At 61.2% G+C, this 22,219-nt stretch carries 10 protein-coding genes and 6 pseudogenes; 10 read left to right on the plus strand and 6 right to left on the minus strand.

From position 1 onward, the window contains the following. Window positions 1-66: 66 nt before the first annotated feature. From LJU32_25410 to edd, 5 genes and pseudogenes are all read right to left on the minus strand, one after another. A complete protein-coding gene (locus LJU32_25410) occupies window positions 67-1,326 on the minus strand; it encodes an AGE family epimerase/isomerase (protein ID WKV88657.1) in 1,260 nt (419 codons plus the stop codon). Window positions 1,327-1,520: 194 nt separating this feature from the next. Next, entirely contained in the window at window positions 1,521-2,990 is a 1,470-nt protein-coding gene (locus tag LJU32_25415; GenBank protein ID WKV88658.1) for a HAMP domain-containing protein, read from the minus strand. Then, window positions 2,980-3,711: a response regulator transcription factor gene (locus LJU32_25420; GenBank protein WKV88659.1), complete on the minus strand. Its 732-nt coding sequence runs from the start codon at window positions 3,709-3,711 to the stop codon at window positions 2,980-2,982. The genes LJU32_25415 and LJU32_25420 overlap by 11 nt, the downstream gene beginning before the upstream one ends. 174 nt (window positions 3,712-3,885) lie before the next feature. Continuing rightward, window positions 3,886-4,844 (minus strand): annotated as a pseudogene (locus tag LJU32_25425) (glucokinase). After that, the gene (edd, locus tag LJU32_25430) at window positions 4,841-6,667 is read right to left on the minus strand and encodes a phosphogluconate dehydratase (GenBank protein ID WKV88660.1); all 1,827 of its coding nucleotides are present in this window, start codon (window positions 6,665-6,667) and stop codon (window positions 4,841-4,843) included. Before edd ends, LJU32_25425 begins: the two are co-directional and overlap by 4 nt. A gap of 220 nt (window positions 6,668-6,887) precedes the next feature. Here edd and gap point away from each other — a divergent pair, with 220 nt between their 5' ends. From gap to LJU32_25470, 8 genes and pseudogenes are all read left to right on the plus strand, one after another. Then, window positions 6,888-7,889 carry a type I glyceraldehyde-3-phosphate dehydrogenase gene (gap, locus tag LJU32_25435; protein ID WKV88661.1) on the plus strand — a complete coding sequence of 334 codons (1,002 nt, stop codon included), beginning with the start codon at window positions 6,888-6,890 and terminating at the stop codon, window positions 7,887-7,889. Between the two features lie 199 nt (window positions 7,890-8,088). Beyond that, window positions 8,089-8,616: a sigma-70 family RNA polymerase sigma factor gene (locus LJU32_25440; protein WKV88662.1), complete on the plus strand. Its 528-nt coding sequence runs from the start codon at window positions 8,089-8,091 to the stop codon at window positions 8,614-8,616. Window positions 8,617-8,717: 101 nt separating this feature from the next. After that, window positions 8,718-9,682, plus strand: a pseudogene (locus tag LJU32_25445) (FecR domain-containing protein). Between the two features lie 122 nt (window positions 9,683-9,804). After that, a pseudogene (locus tag LJU32_25450) lies at window positions 9,805-12,389 on the plus strand (TonB-dependent hemoglobin/transferrin/lactoferrin family receptor). 107 nt (window positions 12,390-12,496) lie between these two features. Continuing rightward, window positions 12,497-13,093, plus strand: coding sequence for a biliverdin-producing heme oxygenase (locus LJU32_25455; GenBank protein ID WKV88663.1), 597 nt, complete (start codon window positions 12,497-12,499; stop codon window positions 13,091-13,093). A 166-nt stretch (window positions 13,094-13,259) separates the two neighbouring features. Then, window positions 13,260-13,670: a YbaN family protein gene (locus LJU32_25460; GenBank protein WKV88664.1), complete on the plus strand. Its 411-nt coding sequence runs from the start codon at window positions 13,260-13,262 to the stop codon at window positions 13,668-13,670. Window positions 13,671-13,839: 169 nt separating this feature from the next. Beyond that, the gene (locus tag LJU32_25465) at window positions 13,840-15,978 is read left to right on the plus strand and encodes a methyl-accepting chemotaxis protein (GenBank protein WKV88665.1); all 2,139 of its coding nucleotides are present in this window, start codon (window positions 13,840-13,842) and stop codon (window positions 15,976-15,978) included. Window positions 15,979-16,174: 196 nt separating this feature from the next. Then, entirely contained in the window at window positions 16,175-17,521 is a 1,347-nt protein-coding gene (locus LJU32_25470; GenBank protein WKV88666.1) for a CoA transferase, read from the plus strand. Between the two features lie 117 nt (window positions 17,522-17,638). On the opposite strand, the pseudogene arcD (LJU32_25475) reads toward LJU32_25470, so the two are convergent. After that, window positions 17,639-19,065: pseudogene (arcD, locus tag LJU32_25475) on the minus strand (arginine-ornithine antiporter). A gap of 437 nt (window positions 19,066-19,502) precedes the next feature. Between arcD (LJU32_25475) and arcD (LJU32_25480) the strand changes: the two are divergent. Next, window positions 19,503-20,929, plus strand: a pseudogene (arcD, locus tag LJU32_25480) (arginine-ornithine antiporter). 34 nt (window positions 20,930-20,963) lie between these two features. Next, window positions 20,964-22,219 (plus strand): annotated as a pseudogene (gene arcA, locus LJU32_25485) (arginine deiminase).

The raw sequence follows: 22,219 nt of genomic DNA on the forward strand, positions 1-22,219 counted from the left end.
CACGGAGTTTAAACAGAGCGTTTCGCTTCGCAGGTAACGAAGGGACGCGTAAATGTCACGACATGGTTACACAGGAACAGGCCGCGACAACTGCGCCAAAGCCGTGGCCATGCTTGGCGCCAGCGGTAATCGTGGAATCAGCACAGCCTGCCAGGCGTGATACAGATCGGGCTTGCCCGGCCAGATATCGGCACTCGGCACATTCTGCGGATTGAGTTCGTGATGCCAGCTGCCGTTGCAGCGGTCGATGAAATTCGTCTCGCAGAATTCCCAGAACAGTCGGTACCAGGTTTCGTATTGCGCGTCGCCGGTGCGCTTGAGCAAAGCGCTGGCGGCGGCGCTGGCTTCGGCATGCGTCCAGTGCAGGCGATGGCGAACCACGGCTTGGTTATTCCAGTCGAGGGTGTAGACGATGCCCGGCGCGCCATCGACATCCCATCCGTGGCGGCAATTGTTTTCGAAGAGTTTTTGCGCATCCACGGCCAGCCAGCCGGGCGTGAGCATGCCGGCTTGCACCCGTGCGGCCTCAAGGTGCAGGAGCAAGCGCGCCCATTCGAAACCGTGGCCCGGCGTGGTGCCGTAAGGACGGAAACCGTCAGCGGGGTTGTCGTGGTTGTATTCGCGCAGCGGTTGCCAGTCGCGATCGAAGTGTTCGATGACCATGTAATCGTTGGCCGCAGCGTGACCATGAATCACTCGCTCGACGATGCGCTGGGCGCGCACCAGCCAGCGCGGGTCTTCAGTGACATCAGCCAGCGCAAGGAACGCTTCGGTCGCGTGCATGTTGCTGTTGGCGCCGCGATAGGCTTCCTCTTCGCTCCAGTCGCGATTGAAGAATTCACGCATGGCGCCCTCTTCTTCGCTCCAGAAATAAGTGTCGATGATGTCGATTGCGTCATCGAGCAAAGCTTGGGCGCCGGGCCGTTGCGCGACTACGGCAGAGCTGGCGGCGAGCGCGACGAAGGCGTGCAGGTAGGCGTTCTTGCCGGTGTTGTCGTCGCGGTGCTCGGCCACCGCAAACCAGCCGCCGTGCAACGCATCACGCAATGGCCCGCGCAACGCGGCGATACCGTGGTCGACCAGTTCGGCAAATCCCGGCAGGCCCTGAATGTGGGCCATGGCGAAGCTGTGGGTCATGCGCGCGGTGTTCATGGTTTCGGCTTGCGCGTGCGCCGGCAAACGGCCGCGTTCGTCGAGATTGCCGAAACCTTCGGGCAACTTCGCCGCCTTGGCGAAATCCAGCAGACGCAGGCCTTCGGCAGCGAGCCATTGCTGGTGGGCAGGAGCGTTCAGCCAACTGCTGAAGTCTGGGTGAAAGGTGTCCATCGCGTGACCCTTTTTTGTTGTTAGGACTGCGGGCAGTCTAATCAACGGGCCGGGGCGGGCTTGTAACGAAGGGGACGGGGTTTGTCACGGGCCTGTGACATTAGCAAAGCAAAGTCAAAAGATCGCAGCCTTCGGCAGCTCCTGCATTTGAAATGCGTTTCCATGAGCTGCCGAAGGCTGCGATCCTTTGATCTTCAATCAACCGAACGCGGCAACTGCAACGTCACCCGCAACCCGCCCTCACGCAGATTTTGCAGCGTCACCTCGCCGCCATGGCTGTGGGCAATATTGCGCGCGATACCCAGACCCAGTCCGTAGCCCTGCTGTTGCCCCGCCAAACGGAAATGCGGTTCGAACACTTGCTCCAACCGCTGCTGCGGTACGCCCGGCCCTTCATCGTCGACGTGCAGAACAAACGCGCTGTCATCGTCATCGATGTGCAGATGCGCGTTCTGCCCGTACTTCAAGGCGTTGTCGATCAGGTTGCCGATGCAGCGCTTGAGCGCCAGCGGTTTGCCCGGGTACGCCGACAGCGCGCGGCCATGTTGAGTGACGCGGCCATTGCCGTTCGGCGCCAGGTAAGGCTCGACCAGACAATCGAGCACATGATTGAGATCCACCGGCTCGATGTTCTCGTGGATGTCGGTGTCCTTGACGCATTGCAGCGCGCCTTTGACCAGCAGCTCCAGCTCATCCAGATCGCGGCCGAACTTGGCTTGCAGCTGTTCATCTTCGAGCAGTTCGACGCGCAAGCGCAGGCGCGTGATCGGCGTGCGCAGGTCGTGGGAAATCGCGCTGAACAACTGGCTGCGTTCGGTCAGGTAGCGGCTGATGCGTTCGCGCATGGTGTTGAACGCGCGGCCGACTTCGACCACTTCACTGCCACCACCCTCCGCCACCGGCTCGACATCGGCACCCAGCGACAGATCCCGCGCTGCTCGCGCCAGGCGCTTGAGCGGCCGGCTCTGCCAGTGCACCAGCAAACCGATGAACAACAAAAGAAAGCCGCTGGTGAGGACGATAAACCACACCTGCTGCGCCGGCAGGCCTTGCTCTTCGAGACTGGTGTAGGGCTCGGGCAGCAACGAGGCGATGTACAGCCACTCGCCCGGCGCCATCTGAATTTGCGTGACCAGCACCGGCGGATTCACCGGCTCCAGGGTCAGCGCGTAATGCGCCCAGGAGCGCGGCAGCTCATCAAGTTTCAGCCCGGCGTTGAAAATCCGCAGGTCTTCGGGGCTGACGAAGGTCACCGAAATGTCCGTGTCGTGACCGAGGGACTGGCGCAGCACTTCGTCTACCGCTTGCATCACCGCAGCCTTGCGCGGCGTCACCGGCAGCACGTCCATGCCCAGCGGCTTGTCATTGAGCGTCACGACAAATCGGGTACCGCCCATGCTGCGCAATTGATCGAGCACCAGCGGCCGATAGGCCACCGGCAAGGAACGGAAATAGCTGACGCTGGCGGTCATCGAATGCGCCAGGCTGCGGGCACTGGTGACCAGACCTTCGAGTTGAGTGGCGCGCAGTTGCGAGACCCAGATCACGCTCGACAGCGTCTGCGCGAACAGCACCGCCAGCAGGGTCAGCAGCAACATTCGCCCGAGCAGTGAGCGCGGCACCGGCACGCGGCTGGCGAACTTGCGCAGCGTCTCAGTGAGCATTGCCGGCAACCACATTGGCTGCCAACTGATAACCGCTGCCGCGCACGGTGCGGATCAGCCGTGGCGGTTTCTCGGTGTCGCGCAGGCGTTGGCGCAAACGGCTGACGGCCATGTCGACGATGCGATCGAGCGGCATCAGATCGCGGCCACGGGTGGCGTTGCCGATGGTGTCGCGGTCGAGGATTTGCTGCGGATGATCGAGGAACAGTTTCAGCAGGGCGAAATCGGCGCCGGAAAGAATCACTTCCTCGCCGTCGGTGTGGAACAGCCGATGACTGACCGTGTCCAGGCGCCAGTCGTCGAAAGCCAACACTTCACTGCCGCTGCGTTCGTGGGCGAATTGCGCGCGGCGCAGCAGGGCCTTGATCCGCGCTTGCAGTTCGCGCGGGCTGAACGGTTTGCCGAGGTAGTCGTCGGCGCCGAGCTCCAGACCGATCACCCGGTCGGCTTCGTCGGAACTGGCGGTCAGCATGATGATCGGCACCTGCGCCTGACGCGGATGCTGGCGCACCCAGCGGCACAGGCTGAAACCGTCTTCGTCGGGCAGCATCACATCGAGGATCACCAGATCGCTCGGCGCCTCGTTGAGGGCCTGACGAAAACCGGCACCATCGGCGGTGGCCCGCACCTGAAACCCGGCGCGGGTCAGGTAGGTTTCCAGCAACTCGCGTATTTCCTGGTCGTCATCGACCAACAATATCGACTTGTTGACTGAGCTCACTTCGAAGGCATCCTTGTTGTTGGAGTTGGGGCGGATTATGCCTGATGAACCTGGAAAATTTGTCGCCTGTTGATCGTTCCCATGCTCTGCGTGGGAATGCAGCCCGTGACGCTCCGCGTCACTGGACGCGGAGCGTCCCTTGAGGCATTCCCACGCGGAGCGTGGGAACGATCTCTATGCAGTTGTTGCTTGATCCAGCGCCACACCGGCGCCGACCAGGCCGGAATACGGCGCGGTCACCAGCCACACCGGGATGCCTTTGAAGTAGTCGCTCATGCAACCCTTGTCGGCGAAGCAGCGGGCAAAGCCGCTTTCGAGGAAGAAATCGGCGAACCGAGGAATCACCCCGCCAACGATAAACACGCCGCCGCGCGCGCCGGTGGTGAGCACGTTGTTGCCGGCGACGCGACCGAGCCAGCAGCAGAATTGCTCGAGTACTTCCAAAGCGATCGGATCACCGGCAAGGCCGGCGGCGGTGATCGCTTCCGGCGTCTCAAGCTTCGGCTCATGGCCATCCACCGCGCAGATTGCCCGGTAAAGGCGCGGCAGGCCGCCGCCGCTCAACGCGGTTTCCGCGCTGACATGGCCGATCTCGTTGTAGATGTGTTGCCACAGCTGCGTTTCCCGCGGGCTGCTCAGCGGCAGGTCGACGTGGCCGCCCTCGCCCGGCAACGCGGCAAAGCGCCCTTCGCCGAGATCGAGCAAAGTGCCAACCCCAGGCCAGTGCCCGGGCCGATCACCACCGCCGGGCGCAACGGCTCCGGCGTGCCTTCGCAGACCACGCGGAATTCGTCCGGCTGCAAACGCGTCATGCCCAGCGCCATCGCCGAGAAATCGTTGGTCAGCAACAACTGCTCGACCTGCAAGGTCTTGCAGAACGCGCTGCGGCTGAGCCGCCAGTGATTGTTGGTGAACTTGAATTCATCGCCACTCACCGGACCTGCCACCGACAGGCACACTGAGCCGATCGAACCCGGCGCCAGGCCGAGCCCGCTCAGGTACAGAGCAATTGCCTCTTCCGGGCTGGCAAAGTCGGCCGTGGCCAGCACCTGAACCGATTGCAGTTGCTGGTTTTGCCACAACGCGAACCGCGCGTTGGTGCCTCCGATGTCACCGACCAAAGCCAGTTTCAATTAAGCGTCTCCAGGGCAGAAGTGAAGGCGCTGGCGCCCTGCTCCGCCGAGCTGAAGGCCATGCGCATGAAGCCAAACAACTCGCGTCCGCTGCCAATGTTGTTGCCCAACAGGCCCTTGGCAGGTTCGCGCGCTGCAAATTCGGCGGCGTCGACCTTCAGTTCCAAGGTACCTTTGACGCCATCGACGCGGATGATATCGCCCTCTTGCACCCGCGCCAAAGCACCACCGACATAAGCTTCCGGGCTGACGTGAATCGCCGCCGGGATTTTCCCCGACGCGCCGGACATGCGCCCGTCAGTCACCAGCGCCACCTTGAAGCCGCGATCCTGCAGCACGCCGAGGAACGGCGTCATCTTGTGCAGCTCCGGCATGCCGTTGGAACGCGGACCCTGGAAGCGCATCACGGCGACAAAATCCTTCTCCAGCAGACCGGCCTTGAATGCATCCGCCAGATCCTGTTGATCCTGGAACACCATCGCCGGCGCTTCGACAATCTGGTTCTCCAGCGCCACCGCAGACACCTTCATCACGCCGCGACCGAGGTTGCCTTCCATCACCCGCAGTCCGCCTTCTTGCGAGAACGCACGGGACACCGGACGCAAAATGTTTTCGTCGAGGCTGTTGGTCGGGCCTTCGCGCCAGACCAGTTCGCCGTTATCGAGGAACGGCTCTTTGGTGTACTGGCTCAGGCCGTGGCCGAGCACGGTGTTGACGTCTTCGTGCAGCAGGCCGGCGCCAAGCAGTTCGCGGATCAGGAACGACATGCCGCCCGCGGCCTGGAAGTGGTTGATGTCGGCTTTACCGTTCGGGTAAACGTGGCTCAGGGTCGGCACGACTTCGGAGAGGTCGGCCATGTCCTGCCAGGTCAGTTGGATGCCTGCGGCCATGGCGATGGCCGGCATGTGCAGGGTGTGGTTGGTCGAACCGCCAGTGGCGTGCAGGGCAACGATGGAGTTGACCAGCGCCTTCTCGTCGACGATTTCGCCGATCGGCATGAAGTTGCCGTTCTGCTTGGTCAGGCGCGTCACTTGATGCGCGGCTTCGCGAGTCAGTGCGTCGCGCAGTGGCGTGTTCGGGTTGACGAAAGAGGCGCCCGGCAAGTGCAGGCCCATGACTTCCATCAGCAACTGGTTGGTGTTGGCGGTGCCGTAGAACGTGCAGGTGCCCGGGCTGTGGTAGGACTTCATCTCCGATTCCAGCAGCTCTTCGCGGGTGGCTTTGCCTTCAGCATATTTCTGCCGGACGTCGGCTTTTTCCTTGTTGGAAATCCCCGAAACCATCGGCCCGCCCGGCACGAAGATCGTTGGCAGATGGCCGAAGCGCAGCGAGCCCATCATAAGGCCCGGAACGATCTTGTCGCAGATGCCGAGCATCAGCGCGCCGTCGAACATGTTGTGCGACAGCGCCACGGCGGTGGACATGGCGATCACTTCGCGGCTCGGCAGGCTCAGTTCCATGCCCGGCTCGCCCTGGGTCACGCCGTCGCACATGGCCGGAGTGCCGCCGGCGAACTGGCCGACCGAGCCGATCTCGCGCAGGGCGTTCTTGATCTGTTCCGGGAAAACTTCGTACGGCTGGTGCGCCGAAAGCATGTCGTTATACGAAGACACAATGGCGATGTTCGCCGAGTTCATCATCCGCAGGCTGTGCTTGTCTTCCGTGCCGCAACCGGCCACGCCGTGGGCGAAGTTGGCGCATTGCAGCTTGCCGCGCATCGGGCCGTCGGTGGCGGCGCCGCGAATCAATGCAAGGTAAGCCTGACGCGTGGCGCGGCTGCGGGCGATAAGCCGTTCGGTGACCTCAAGAACGCGGGGATGCATGTGTAGAACTCCAGGCTAACGGATGTGGCGACCTGATTGTCTATGCTGATCAAACGCCGTTGTTGTTGGAATGACAGACGGCTTTTTTGACCATTCGGACCAGTTGATTCAGGTCACTCGTTGTAGATAAAACAAAATATTGCCACTAAAAAGGCTTGTTTTCTATTTTTATGCGAATAATCTTGTAATTCCAACAACAAAACGACGGCGGCGCTGTTCCATGACTCTTCGAATTGCAATCAATGGTTTCGGCCGCATCGGCCGTAATGTCCTGCGCGCACTGTATACCCAAGGCTATCGTCAAGACCTGCAGATCGTCGCGATCAACGATCTGGGTGACAGTTCGATCAATGCCCATCTGCTCAAATACGACACCGTCCACGGCACGTTCGACGCCGAAGTGGCGCACGATAACGAAAGCCTGACGGTCAATGGCGACCGCATCGCGGTCAGCGCCATTCGCAACCCGGCCGACCTGCCATGGGCTGCAGAAAAAATCGACGTAGTGTTCGAATGCACCGGTCTGTTCACCGACCGCGCCAAAGCCGCCGCGCACATCAGCGCCGGCGCGCGCAAAGTGATCATCTCGGCCCCGGCCAAAGGCGCCGACGCCACGGTGGTTTACGGCGTCAACCACGACATTCTGCGTCAGTCGCACCAGATCGTTTCCAACGCTTCGTGCACCACCAACTGCCTCGCGCCAGTGGCGCAGGTGCTGCATCGCGAGCTGGGGATCGAAAGCGGCCTGATGACCACCATTCACGCCTACACCAACGACCAGAACCTCACCGACGTCTATCACAGCGACCCGTACCGCGCCCGTTCCGCCACACAGAACATGATCCCGAGCAAGACCGGCGCGGCCGAAGCGGTAGGCCTGGTGCTGCCGGAACTGGCGGGCAAACTGACCGGCATGGCCGTGCGTGTACCGGTGATCAACGTGTCGCTGGTCGACCTCACCGTGCAACTGAAGAAAGAAGCCAGCGCCGACGAAGTCAACGCCCTGCTGAAAGCGGCGAGCCAGCATTCGAAAATCCTCGGTTACAACACCTTGCCGCTGGTTTCCAGCGACTTCAACCACAACCCGCTGTCGTCGATCTTCGATGCCAACCACACCAAGGTCAGCGGCAAGTTGCTGAAAGTGCTGGCCTGGTACGACAACGAATGGGGCTTCTCCAACCGCATGCTGGATAACTGCCTGGCGTTGTGCAACGCCGAATAATCCCAGCCGGCCCCCAATCCTTGTGGGAGCGAGCTTGCTCGCGAAAGCGGTTCCTCAGTCGACATTCAAGCGCCTGACACTCCGTCTTCGCGAGCAAGCTCGCTCCCACAGGGGTTTCTGATTTCAATTGAAATCAACGCTTGACCATTCAGCTGGATGATAAGCATTATCATTCGCTCGAAATGGATCAGGTCCTCCCGTGAGTCAATCGCGTTTCAACCACGTCTTCCTCGCCCAGCGCACGTCCCTGCTGCGCACGCTGGAACGGATGGTCAACAATCACAGCACCGCTGAAGACCTGTTGCAGGAGACCTACCTGCGCGTGACCCGGGCGTTGAGCGAACGGGCCATCGACCACCTTGAACCCTTTGTCTTCCAGACCGCGCGCAATCTGGCGCTGGACCATTTGCGTGCGCGCAAGATTCATGCGCGGACCATGATCGATGACGTGCCTCAGGACGTAGTACAGAGCATCGCCGCGCCGGCCAGCAGCGCCGAAGACGCCGCCCATGCCGAACAATTGCTGGAGCGTTTGAACGTGAGCCTCAGCCAGCTCAGCCCGCGTCAGCAGCAGATCTTCATCCTCAGCCGTTTGCACGGCCACAGCTATCAGGAAATCGCTGATGAACTTGATGTTTCGCTGAGCACCGTGCAGAAGGAACTGAAACTGATCATGTCGATCTGCATCGGCGTTGCCGAACGACATAACGGCAGCGGCAAGTTTTGAGCTGCAAGCTACAAGTAAAAACAAAAAGCAGTATTGCATCCGGCTTGCAGCTTGCAGCTTGAAGCTAGAAACTGCTTCGCCAGAAGCCCTGAGGAACCACCGTGACGGACACCCACCGCTCGCCTTCGCCCGATTCGGCGCGGGACGCTGCAGCTGCAATGGACCAGGCGCTGGACTGGCTCATCGTGCTCGGCAGCCCGGATGAGGAACAGACCCGGCAATTTCATGCCTGGCTGGCGGCTGATCCGTTGAATGCCGAGGCATTCGCCAAGGCCCAGGCCATCTGGGATGGCCCGCAAGTCGCACTGTGCGCCGAGGCTCTGGCAGCAAAACCGGTAAAAATCACTTTTCTCAAACGCTTGCGCCCGCACTGGAAACCGCTGGCTACCGCTGCGGTGCTGATCCTCGGGCTGTTCAGTTTCAGCAACCTGCCGATGCGCATTCAAGCGGATCACCTCACCGTGGTTGGCGAGCGTCAGCGGCTGCAACTGGAGGACGGCTCGAAGGTCCTGCTCAATACCAACTCGGCGTTTTCCAGCACCATCAACGATCAACAGCGCGTGGCCCGGCTGTTTCAGGGCGAGGCGTTTTTCGAGATCGCCAGCGGGCGCAATCAGCCGCTGGAGATAGACGCAGGCCCGGTGCAGGCCAGCGTGCACGACACCGCATTTGCCGTGCGCTACCTCGACGGGGTCGCACAAGTGAACGTGCAGCGTGGCGATGTCGATCTGCGCGCCACCCACAATGATGCCCGTGTGCGCCTGCGTGCCGGGAAAGCATTCGCATCGGCCCCAACGGATTTGATCGCCCGGCCAAGCTCGACGCCAATGCCGACCTGGCCTGGGTTGAAGGCCGTCTGGTGTTCGAGAACTGCCCGCTCAATCAGGTGCTGGCCGAGCTGCGCCGCTACTATCCGGGCTGGATTATCAACAACAACGAGCAATTGGCCGACGTCGCCGTCACCGGCAATTACCGCCTCGACCAGCCGCTGGACGTGGTCCGCTCCCTCGCCCACATCACCTCGGCACGCCTGCAGGAATTCCCTGCACTGGTGATCCTGAACTGAATGAGAATTATTTTTACTCGATAGCCAACGGCAGTACGTCTCGTTATAGCCAATGCAATTGATTCGCATCTGACCATGCCAATCAGCACCTATAAAGATTCGTGCGACACGGAGCGCTATCGATGTCCTCACGCCTTACCCGCCAGACTGCTTCCCCTTCCCGCGTCCTCTCGCTGCTGACGGCGGCCATCCTCATGGCTGGCACCGCACCGCTGCTGGCGGCCACCGAGCAACCGGCGCGCAACATGGGCGATTACTCGTTCGCCATCAACCAGCAACCGCTGGTTTCGGCACTCAATGCCTTTACCGCCGTGACCGGTTGGCAGGTCGGTTTGCCGGCCGAGTTGGGGCAGAACGTTTCGTCGCCGGGAGTGCGCGGTTCGCTGCCGCCGGAGAAAGCCCTCGAGCGCCTGTTGGTGGGGACCAACCTGAGCTTTCGCAAGCTGAGCAACAACAATGTCGTGCTGGAAAAACGCAACAGCAGCGGCACGCTCAATCTGGATCAGGTGACCATCAGCGCCACTCGCCAGGAACAGTCAGTCAACAGCGTGCCCTCGACGGTCAGCGTGCACGATCGCCAAGCGCTTGACCGCAACAACGTCAACACCATCAAGGATCTGGTGCGCTACGAGCCGGGCGTTTCCGTTGGCGGCGCCGGGCAGCGTGGCGGCATCAGTGGCTACAACATTCGCGGTATCGACGGCGACCGCATCTTGACCCAGGTCGATGGCGTGGAGATTCCTAACGGTTTCTTCAACGGCCCCTACGCCAAGAGCCAGCGCAACTACGTCGACCCGGAAATCGTCAAACGCGTGGAAATCCTCCGTGGCCCGGCCTCGGTGCTGTACGGCAGCAACGCCATTGGTGGCGCGGTCAGTTACTACACGCTGGACGCCGACGACATCATCAAACCGGGCAAGGACGTCGGCGCGCGCCTGAAAAGCGGTTACAGCTCCGCTGATGACAGTTGGCTGAAATCCGCCACCGTCGCCGGCCGCAGCGGTGAGTTCGACGGCTTGCTGCATTACAGCCAGCGCGACGGACACGAAACCGAGTCCTTCGGCGGCAACAATGGCACCGGCCTTGCGCGCACCGCCGCCAACCCGGAAGACGTGCGCGCGACCAACGTCCTGGCCAAGCTCGGCTGGAACTACAACGACGATTCGCGCCTGGGCCTGACCTACGAAAAGTACAAGGACGATCGCGACACCGACCAGAAAAGTGCCTACGGCGGCCCGTATTTCAACGGCGCGCCGACCATTCCGAGCAGCATCCTGCCCGGCGGCATGTACCAGTGGCGCACCGGCAACGACACCATCACCCGCGAGCGTTTCGGCATCGAACATTCGTTCGCCCTCGACAGCCTGCTGGCCGATAACGTCAAGTGGAGCCTCAATCACCAGATCGCCAAGACCGACCAAAGCACCGAAGAGTTCTACTACCCGATCACTCGTAAGGTGCTGCGTACCCGCGACACGATCTACGAAGAAAAACAGTGGGTATTCGACGCGCAACTGGACAAGGCCTTCGCCATCGGTGACACCGATCATCTGCTGACCTACGGCACCACGATCAAGCAACAGAAGGTCACCGGTTCACGCAGCGGCGACGGCACATGCCTGGCGGTCGGTCGCGGCTGCACGGCGATTGGCGCGACCAGTGCGGCGGACGTGCTGGCCAAGGCCAGCGATTTCCCCGATCCGACCATCAACACCTCCAGCCTGTTCGCTCAGGATCAGATCAGCTGGAACGACTGGACCTTCCTGCCGGGCCTGCGCTACGACTACACCCAGCTCAAGCCGCACATTACCGAGGAATTCCTCAACACCGTGAACGCCGACGGCCAGGGCACGGTCAGCGACAAGAACAAGACCTGGCACAAAGTCTCGCCGAAATTCGGCCTGACCTATGCGCTGACGGAACACTACACCTGGTACGGGCAATATGCCGAAGGCTTCCGCACCCCGACGGCGAAAGCGCTGTACGGGCGTTTCGAGAACAACACCAGCGGCTACACCGTCGCGCCCAACTCCGACCTTGAGCCGGAAAAAGCAAAGGTTTCGAAACCGGCCTGCGCGGCAATTTCGAGCAGGGCTCGTTCGACGTCGCGGTGTTCTATAACAAGTACCGCGACTTCATCAACGAGGACGCGGTCAAGCCGGGCGACGATCAGTTGACCTTCCAGAGCAACAATATCAAGCGCGCCACGATCAAGGGCGCGGAGGTCAAAGGACGCTTGAACCTGGATGCGTTCGGTGCGCCGCAAGGTCTGTATACCCAGGGTTCGATCGCCTACGCCTACGGTCGCAACAACGACAACGGCGAACCGATCAACAGCGTCAACCCACTCACCGGCGTATTCGGCCTCGGTTACGACCAGGACAACTATGGCGGCCTGCTGAGCTGGACGGTGGTGAAGAAAAAGGACCGCGTCGACGACAGCAACTTCAAGTCGCCGGACGGCGTCAGCAGTCAGTTCAAAACCCCGGGCTTCGGCATTCTCGATCTGGCCGGCTATTACAAGGTGACCGACGACGTCACCGTCAGCGGCGGAGTCTACAACCTGACCGACAAGAAATACTGGCTATGGGATGACGTGCGCGGTTACGACAGCGTTGGCGAAGCCTCGGTGACGCAACCGGCCAACCTCGACCGGCTGACCCAACCGGGACGCAACTTCGCGATCAACCTGATCTGGGACATCTGACCCGCCCGGCCTCACTGCGCGTGTTATCGCTGCGCAGTGAGGTTTTTACTATCCGCCGCCCGCCCGTACGTCTTGTTATCAAGCGCCTCATTTATCAAGGACACCCCATGACTGCCCCGGAAAAAGCCCTGCGTTCGCAACGCTTGAACCAGATCACCCACGAGCCGCACAGCAAACTCGATGCGCTGGTCAAAGCCCACGCACCCTTCGAAACCCGCGCCAGCTTCGCCCGTTTCGTCGTTGCGCAATACCTGTTCCAGGCGGAACTGGTCGAGCTGTACAACGATGCCGAACTGACCGCGATCGTCCCGGATCTGCCGGCCCGTTGCCGCGCCGAAGCGGCCAAGGCTGACCTCGCCGACCTCGACACCGAAGTCCCGGCGCCGGTGGCCGGCGCGCTGAAAAATCCGAGCAAGGCACGGGCGCTGGGCTGGATCTTCGTGTCGGAGGGTTCGAAGCTCGGCGCGGCGTTTTTGATCAAGCGTGCGGTGGCGCTCGATCTGAGCGAAACCTTTGGTGCCCGGCATTTGGCTGAACCGCAAGGTGGCCGTGCCGAGGGCTGGAAAAGCTTTGTGCGCACCCTCGATGCGTTGCCGTTCACGGCAGCGGAAGAGGCGGAAGTTGAGCAAGGTGCACTGGATGCGTTCAACCGCTTTACCGTGCTGCTGGAACGGGCTTATGCGACTGAAGTCGAACCTGCCTGATCCTCGACACAGCAGAGAATCCTGTGGGAGCTGGCTTGCCAGCGATGGCGGTATGTCAGTCAACTTTGTAGTCACTGATCGACCGCTATCGCTGGCAAGCCAGCTCCCACAGAGGACTGAGTAAGTCTGTAGAATCCCCGACTCGCTTCACTGCCACTTCGAGCCCATGCCCGCACCCGCCCCATCAAAACTCGCCCGTCTGCTGTTCGGCCTGCTGGCCTATATCAGCCTCGGCATTGGCCTGATCGCCATCGTCGTGCCCGGTCTGCCGACCACCGAGTTCATCCTCCTTGCCGCATGGGCCGCGACCCGCAGTTCGCCGCGCTTGAGCGCATGGCTGGAAAATCACCGGCTGTTCGGGCCGCTCCTCAGTAACTGGCGCAACGGCAGGATCATCGCGCGCAAGGCCAAACTCAGCGCCACCGTCAGCATGCTGCTGTGCGCCACTTTGATGCTGGTCATGCTCGATCACGGCTGGCCGATCTACCTGGCGATTGCCGGCATGGGCCTGGGCAATCTGTGGATCTGGTCGCGCCCGGAAACGCCCGTCACGGTCGCGAAACATTCCTGTAATTAACGCCTTTTCAGCACTTTCCCCTGCGCAAACGTTTAGCGGCGACCGTCCGTCGGCAAGCGCCTCATGCCGTCTCGCTTAACGCCGATGAGGATTGAATGGCGCTGAATGGATTTGGCAAAACGGGCCTCAGGCCCAGCCACCTGTTTCTTTCCATTCGCGAGACCGCCCCATGTTCGACGCTCTGTCCATTCGCCTGAAAATCGTCCTGCTCTCCGGCCTGTGCCTGCTCGGAGTGGTGGCGCTGATTGTCAGCATGAACATCTACCAGACCAACCAGAACGACGAGTTGGTCAGTCAATCCAGCAACCAATTGCTCACCGCCAGCGTGCAGAACCTGCTGCAGGCCAAGGCTGCCGAGCAGGCAGTGCGGGTGCAGAAAACCTTTGGTGAAAGCCTGCTGGTGGTCACCTCCCTCGCCGACCAGATCAAGGATCTGCGGACGATGGCGGCCAAGCGTTCGCTCGAAGCTGGCGCCGTGCGTGAAGAGTTGAACCAGAACCTGAAAACCGCCTTCGAGCGCAACGACAAAGTGCTGGGCATCTGGCTGGCTTTCGAACCCAACGGCCTCGACGGCAAGGACAGCGAATTCGCCAACGATGCCGCGCGGCAGTCCAACGAAGCCGGGCGCTTCGCCTCGTACTGGAGCCGTGCCGCCGGCGCTGCGCTGAATACGATCATGGTCGAAGATGACCTGACCAAAACCACTCTCAGCGTCAGCGGCACGCCGTACAACAGTTGGTACACCTGCCCTCGCGACAACAAGCGCACCTGCCTGCTCGACCCGTATGCCGACACCGTCGGTGGCAAGGAAATGCTCATGACGACCATTTCCGTGCCCGTGATGGTCGACGGCAAAGCGATCGGTGTGGTCGGTGTCGACATCGCGCTCGACGCCCTGCAAGCCGCCGCCGTCGACTCGCAGCGCAGCCTGTTCAACAACGCCGGGCACATGCTGATCGTTTCCGGCAGCGGCGTGCTCGCGGCCGACAGCGCTGACGCAACGCGGGTCGGCAAAAAAATCAACGACGCCCTCGGCGCTGACGGCCAAGATGTATTGCAACTGGTCGGCAGCGGTACGGCGAAAATCCTCGAACAGGGCGACCTGATTCGCGCGGTTTACCCGGTTGATCCGATCGGCAACTCGCGCGCCTGGGGCGTGGTCATTGACCTGCCCGAGCATGTGCTGCTGGCCGATTCGGTAAAGCTGCAAGCAGTACTGGATGACGCACAACAAACCGGCGTGATCACTGCCCTGCTGGTGGCGGGCGTGGCCGGTCTGGTCGGCCTGCTGCTGATCTGGCTCACCGCTTCCGGCGTCACCCGTCCGATCAACAGCGTCGCCGACATGCTGAAGAACATCGCCAGCGGCGAAGGCGATCTGACCCAGCGCCTGAACTACAGCAAGAAAGACGAACTGGGCGAACTGGTGAACTGGTTCAACCGCTTCCTCGACAAGCTGCAGCCGACCATCGCGCAGATCAAACAAAGCATCACCGAAGCGCGCGGCACGGCTGACCAGTCTTCGGAAATTGCCCGCCAGACCAGTGAAGGCATGCAGGTGCAGTTCCGCGAAATCGATCAGGTCGCCACCGCGTCCAACGAAATGAGCGCCACCGCCCACGACGTCGCCAACAGCGCCTCGAACGCCGCCAATGCGGCCAAGGGTGCCGACCAGTCGGCGAAGGACGGCATGGCGATCATCGAGCGCAGCACCCGCGACATCAATCAGCTGGCCGATGAAGTCAGCAAAGCGGTGACCGAAGTCGAAGCGCTGGCGGTCAACAGCGAGCAGATCGGTTCAGTGCTGGAAGTGATCCGCAGCATCGCCGAACAGACCAACCTGCTGGCTCTCAACGCCGCCATCGAAGCCGCCCGCGCCGGCGAAAGCGGTCGCGGTTTTGCCGTGGTCGCCGATGAAGTGCGCAACCTCGCCAAGCGCACGCAGGATTCAGTGGAAGAAATCCGCATCGTCATCGAGCGCATCCAGACCGGCACCCGTGGCGTGGTCGCGACCATGCACTCGAGCCAGACCCAGGCGCACAACAACGCCGGGCAGATTCGTCAGGCCGTTGATGCACTGGGCAAGATCAGCGACGCGGTGACGGTGATCAGCGACATGAACCTGCAGATCGCCAGCGCCGCCGAAGAGCAAAGCGCCGTGGCCGAAGAGGTCAACCGCAACGTCTCGGCAATTCGCACCGTGACCGAAACCCTGACCGAACAGGCCACGGAATCGGCAGCGATCAGCAGCCAGCTCAACAGCCTGGCGAGCCAGCAGATGAAATTGATGGATCAGTTCCGCGTCTAGCCGCAAGAGCGGGAACAACAAAAATCCCTGTGGGAGCTGGCTTGCCAGCGATGGCGGCAGGTCAGTTGACCATTCTGTGGCTGACACACCGCTATCGCTGGCAAGCCAGCTCCACAGGGTAAGTGTTCACCCTGTGGTTTCATCTAAACCGCGATTCTTTTGCACTATCATCCCCTCTCGTTCCGGAGGGCCTTCGATGACTGATCTGCTCACGTCCATCCAAACCGCACTCGGCCTGCCGCGCACGCCGATCCCCTTCCACGGTGACGGCGCGTTGCCCTCGGCGTTCGCCGTCACCGATCTGGCCTGCGCCAGCATCGCCGTTGCCGGGCAAGCGCTCAGCGAATTGCTTCACCAGCAAACCGGGCACTTGCCTGCGGTTGCAGTCGACCGACGTCTGGCCTCGTTCTGGTTCTCCACCTCGCTGCGCCCGATCGGCTGGCAAGTGCCGCCCTTATGGGACGCGATCGCCGGGGACTATGCGACCCGGGATGGCTGGATCCGTCTGCACACCAACGCCCCGCACCACCGCGCCGCCGCCGAACGCGTGCTGGGGGTCTGCGCCGACCGCGCGGCGATGGCGGCGAAAGTTGCGCAGTGGGGCAGCACCGATCTTGAACAGGCGGTGGTCGAGGCCAAGGGTTGCGCCGCCGAAATGCGCAGTTGGGCGCAATGGCAGCAGCATCCGCAAGGGCTGGCGGTAAATGCCGAAGCGCTGGTGCAGTTCATTGAGCGGACGGACGAGAACCGCACTGCATGGCAAGGCTCGATCGCACGGCCTCTGGCCGGGATCAAGGTGCTCGACCTGACCCGTGTCCTCGCTGGTCCCACCGCCAGCCGCTTTCTCGCCGGGCTGGGCGCCAACGTGCTGCGCATCGATCCGCCGAGCTGGAACGAACCCGGCGTGGTTCCTGAAATGACCGTGGGCAAACGCTGCGCGCGGCTGGATCTGCAAGTGCCAGCGGATCGCGCAGTGTTCGAAGGTTTGCTGCAGGACGCTGACATTCTCCTGCATGGCTATCGCGCCGATGCGCTGGAACATCTGGGGTTTGGTATTGAACGTCGAAGGCAACTGGCACCGGGGCTGATCGACGTCTGCCTCAATGCCTACGGCTGGAGCGGCCCCTGGCAGAACCGCCGGGGTTTCGACAGCCTGGTGCAGATGAGCAGCGGCATCGCCGAGGCCGGACAGCATTGGAAGCACAGCGATAAACCGACGCCGCTGCCGGTGCAGGCGCTCGATCATGCCACCGGGTATCTGCTGGCGGCGAGTGCGATCAGATTGCTGACGAAGCGTCTGGCCAACGGTCGCGGGGGTTCGGCGCGGTTGTCGCTGGCGCGTACGGCGAAGCTGTTGGTCGAGCATGGGCCGGGGATACTTGATCCGCTGCGGACCGAAGACGTGCAGGATCAGGATTCGGCAATTGAACAGACCGCGTGGGGGCCGGCGCGGAGGTTGCGCGTGCCGGTGCAGATCAACGGGGTGGCGGTGCGGTGGGATTGGCCGGCAACTGATCTGGGTTCGCATCGGGCGCAGTGGTGATTTTAAGGCCGCCTTCGCGAGCAAGCTCGCTCCCACAGGGTGCTGTGTCGTGCACAAAACCCATGTGGGAGCGAGCTTGCTCGCGAAGAGGCCGGCCCTGCCAAAGCAACATTCCGATCACAACGACAACACCCCGCTATACAACCCATAAGCCGCCAGCCCCGCGCCAATCACCACGCAGGCAAAAATCCCTTTCTCCACCGTGGTAAACACCGGCTGGCCCTGTTCACGCTTGGCCTTGGCAAACAGAATCACCCCAGGGGCATACAACAGCGCCGACAGCAGCAGATATTTCACTCCGCCGGCATACAACAGCCACACCGCGTAAACCAGTGCGATGCCGCCGATCAGCAGATCCTTGGTGCGCTCGGCCGACGCGTGTTCATAGGTTTCGCCGCGCCCGCTGAGCAGCACCGCGTAGGCCGCCGACCACAAATACGGCACCAGAATCATCGACGAGGCCAGGTAAATCAGGCTGGTATACGTGCCCGCCGAGAACAGCGTGATCAGCAGGAAAATCTGAATCATCGCGTTGGTCAACCACAACGCATTGACCGGCACGTGATTGTTATTTTCCTTCTTGAGGAACGCCGGCATGGTCTTGTCCTTGGCCGTGGCGAAGAGGATCTCCGCGCAGAGCAAGGCCCAGGACAACAATGCACCGAGCAGGGAAATCGCCAGCCCGACACTGATCAGCAACGCGCCCCATGGTCCGACGATGTGCTCCAGCACCGCCGCCAGGGAAGGGTTTTGCAGATTGGCCAGTTCCGGCTGGCTCATGATCCCCAGCGACAGCACGTTGACCAGCACCAGCAGCGCCAGCACGCCGAGAAAACCGATCACCGTGGCGCGGCCGACATCGCTGCGTTTCTCCGCGCGGGCCGAGTAGACGCTGGCGCCTTCGATGCCGATGAACACGAACACGGTGACCAGCATCATGTTGCGCACCTGATCCATCACCCCGCCGAAGTTGGGATTGCTGCGGCCCCAGATGTCACGTGTAAAGATGTCAGCCTTGAATGCCACCGCAGCGATGACGATGAACATGATCAGCGGCACCACCTTGGCCACGGTGGTCAACTGGTTGATCAGCGCCGCCTCCTTGATCCCGCGCATCACCAGAAAATGTACCGCCCACAACAGCACCGAGGCGCAGCCAATGGCGATTGGCGTGTTGCCCTGGCCGAACACCGGAAAGAAATAGCCGAGTGTGCTGAACAGCAAGACGAAATAGCCGACGTTGCCCAGCCACGCACTGATCCAGTAACCCCAGGCCGATGAGAACCCCATGTAATCGCCAAACCCGGCCTTGGCATAGGCATAGACGCCGGAGTCCAGCTCCGGTTTGCGATTAGCCAGGGTCTGGAAGACGAACGCCAGGGTCAGCATGCCTATTGCAGTGATGCCCCAACCGATCAGGATCGCCCCGGCATCGGCGCGTGCCGCCATGTTCTGCGGCAAGGAGAAAATTCCCCGCCGATCATCGACCCCACTACCAGCGCGATCAACGCACCAAGGCGCAGCTTTTGCGTCGGTTGCGACATGCAGATCTCCTTGAAAAAGCCGCTGTTGTTTATTTGTAACAACAGCTGACTAAAAAGCTAAGAGTAGATGACGTTTATCAGGTAATGCCCGGCTGCGCACTCTTATATATAGCTGATAACGATAACGCGTAGCACGTTAAGTCAGTTTTGTGCGCTGATCCTGATAATTCAATTCTGTGCTGAAAACAGATGACGGACATTTGCCAAACGCGGAAAAGCAACTAGCGTCATAGTTCGAAAGCATTAATAGCTATTCCCAATTGCGTTAGCGAAACGGCTCTGGCACGGGCCTTTCAGACCGCAGCTTTATTCCCGCAACGGGTGGATAAGTCATTCATTAACAATGGAATGTGACCATGCACTGATCCAAGTCAGCTGTTCGAACAGACAACAGTACTAGGCTGTGAGCTCTCCTTTCCTGCAATGGAGTCATGCAAATGTCTGAAGCGCCCGGAAAACTAAGACTCGGTGCACTGGTTGCACTGGTAGTCGGATCAATGATTGGCGGCGGGATATTTTCGTTGCCACAAAACATGGCCGCCAGCGCCGACGTCGGTGCCGTGCTGATCGGCTGGGCCATCACTGCAGTCGGCATGCTCACCCTCGCTTTCGTCTTTCAGACCCTCGCCAATCGCAAGCCTGACCTGGATGGCGGTGTCTACGCTTACGCCAAGGCCGGATTCGGCGACTACATGGGATTCTCCTCGGCCTGGGGCTACTGGATCAGCGCCTGGCTGGGCAACGTCGGTTACTTCGTTCTGCTGTTCAGCACCCTCGGTTACTTCTTCCCGATCTTCGGCGAAGGCAATACGCCGGCGGCGGTGATCGGCGCATCGTTGTTGCTGTGGGGCGTGCATTTCCTCGTGCTGCGGGGATCAAGGAAGCAGCGTTCATCAACCTGGTGACCACCGTCGCCAAGGTCGTGCCACTGCTGCTGTTCGTGCTGATCGCGATCTTCGCGTTCAGACTGGACATCTTCACCGCTGACATCTGGGGCGTGAAAAACCCCGATCTGGGCAGCGTGATGAATCAGGTGCGCAACATGATGCTGGTCACCGTCTGGGTGTTCATCGGCATCGAAGGCGCAAGCATCTTCTCCGCCCGCGCCGAGAAACGCTCGGACGTCGGCAAGGCCACCGTGATCGGTTTCATTACCGTGCTGCTGTTTCTGGTGCTGGTGAACGTGCTGTCGCTGGGCATCATGACCCAGCCGGAACTGGCGAAACTGCAGAACCCGTCGATGGCCGCCGTGCTTGAGCATGTGGTCGGTCACTGGGGTGCGGTGCTGATCAGCGTCGGCCTGATCATCTCGCTGCTCGGCGCCCTGCTGTCGTGGGTGCTGCTGTGTGCGGAGATCATGTTCGCCGCTGCCAAAGACCACACCATGCCGGAGTTTCTGCGCAAGGAAAACGCCAACCATGTGCCGGTCAACGCCCTGTGGCTGACCAACGCCATGGTGCAGATCTTCCTCATCATCACCCTGTTTTCGGCCAGCACTTATCTGTCACTGATCTACCTCGCCACCTCGATGATTCTGGTGCCGTACCTGTGGTCGGCGGCCTATGCCCTGCTGCTGGCGGTGCGCGGCGAGAGCTACGAAGGCTTTGCCGCCGAGCGGCGCAAGGATCTGATCATCGGCGGTATCGCCCTGATCTATGCGGTGTGGTTGTTGTATGCCGGCGGGGTCAAGTACCTACTGCTGTCGGCCCTGCTCTATGCGCCCGGCGCGATCCTGTTCGCCAAGGCCAAGCTGGAACTCAAACAACCGGTTTTCACCAACGTCGAGAAGCTGATTTTCGCCGCAGTGGTCGTGGGCGCCGTGGTGGCGGCCTACGGTCTCTACGATGGCTTCCTGACGCTGTAACCCCTGATTGATTGTCATCTGGAGGAACACAGAAATGACCACGGAAAAAGTGAAGTACGGCGTCCACTCCGAAGCCGGGAAACTGCGTAAAGTCATGGTTTGCTCCCCAGGTCTGGCCCATCAGCGGCTGACCCCGAACAACTGCGATGAACTGCTGTTCGACGACGTGCTGTGGGTGGCGCAGGCCAAGCGCGATCACTTCGACTTCGTCACCAAGATGCGCGAACGCGGCATCGACGTGCTGGAAATGCACAATCTGCTGACCGACATCGTCGCCATCCCCGAAGCGCTGGACTGGATCCTCGAACGCAAGGTGACGGCCGACTCGGTGGGCCTGGGCCTGATCAGCGAAGTGAAATCCTGGCTGAAAAGCCTCGAGCCACGGCACATCGCCGAATTCCTGATCGGCGGCGTCTCGGCCGATGATCTGCCGGACAGCTTCGGTGGCAAGACCATCCAGATGTTCCGCGACTTCCTCGGCCACTCCAGCTTCATCCTGCCGCCGCTGCCCAACACCCAGTTCACCCGTGACACCACCTGCTGGATCTACGGTGGCGTAACGCTGAACCCGATGTACTGGCCGGCGCGCCGTCAGGAAACCCTGCTGACCACCGCCATCTACAAATTCCATCCGCAATTCACCAACGCCGACTTCGAGATCTGGTACGGCGACCCGGACAAGGATCACGGCAACTCCACCCTTGAGGGCGGCGACGTCATGCCGATCGGCAATGGCGTGGTGCTGATCGGCATGGGCGAGCGTTCATCGCGTCAAGCTATCGGCCAACTGGCGCTGAACCTGTTCAACAACAAAGCGGTGGAAAAAGTCATCGTCGCCGGCCTGCCCAAATCCCGCGCGGCAATGCACCTGGACACCGTGTTCAGCTTCTGCGACCGCGACCTGGTGACGATCTTCCCGGAAGTGGTCAACCAGATCGTTGCCTTCACCCTGCGCCCTGACGAAAGTAAACAGGGCGGCATCGACATCCGCCGCGAAGAAGGCAGCTTCCTCGACACCGTCGCCGCTGCGCTGAATCTGCCGAAACTGCGCGTAGTGGAAACCGGCGGCAACAGCTTCGCCGCCGAACGCGAGCAATGGGACGACGGCAATAACGTGGTGGCGATGGAACCGGGGTGGTCATCGGCTACGACCGCAACACCTACACCAACACCCTGCTGCGCAAGGCTGGCGTGGAGGTCATCACCATCAGCGCCGGCGAACTCGGTCGCGGCCGTGGCGGCGGCCACTGCATGACCTGCCCGATCATCCGCGACCCGATCGATTACTAA

The sequence above is a fragment of the Pseudomonas sp. B21_DOA genome (genome assembly GCA_030544685.1).
Taxonomy (GTDB): domain Bacteria; phylum Pseudomonadota; class Gammaproteobacteria; order Pseudomonadales; family Pseudomonadaceae; genus Aquipseudomonas; species Aquipseudomonas fluorescens_AO.

What these genes read in the sequence shown, in the direction of transcription:
- LJU32_25455 (WKV88663.1), top strand. Translation starts at nt 12,497, where the DNA reads ATGACTGCCCCGGAAAAAGCCCTGCGTTCGCAACGCTTGAACCAGATC.
- LJU32_25470 (WKV88666.1), top strand. Translation starts at nt 16,175, where the DNA reads ATGACTGATCTGCTCACGTCCATCCAAACCGCACTCGGCCTGCCGCGC.
- LJU32_25410 (WKV88657.1), bottom strand. Translation starts at nt 1,326, where the DNA reads ATGGACACCTTTCACCCAGACTTCAGCAGTTGGCTGAACGCTCCTGCC.
- gap (WKV88661.1), top strand. Translation starts at nt 6,888, where the DNA reads ATGACTCTTCGAATTGCAATCAATGGTTTCGGCCGCATCGGCCGTAAT.
- edd (WKV88660.1), bottom strand. Translation starts at nt 6,667, where the DNA reads ATGCATCCCCGCGTTCTTGAGGTCACCGAACGGCTTATCGCCCGCAGC.
- LJU32_25460 (WKV88664.1), top strand. Translation starts at nt 13,260, where the DNA reads ATGCCCGCACCCGCCCCATCAAAACTCGCCCGTCTGCTGTTCGGCCTG.
- LJU32_25415 (WKV88658.1), bottom strand. Translation starts at nt 2,990, where the DNA reads ATGCTCACTGAGACGCTGCGCAAGTTCGCCAGCCGCGTGCCGGTGCCG.
- LJU32_25465 (WKV88665.1), top strand. Translation starts at nt 13,840, where the DNA reads ATGTTCGACGCTCTGTCCATTCGCCTGAAAATCGTCCTGCTCTCCGGC.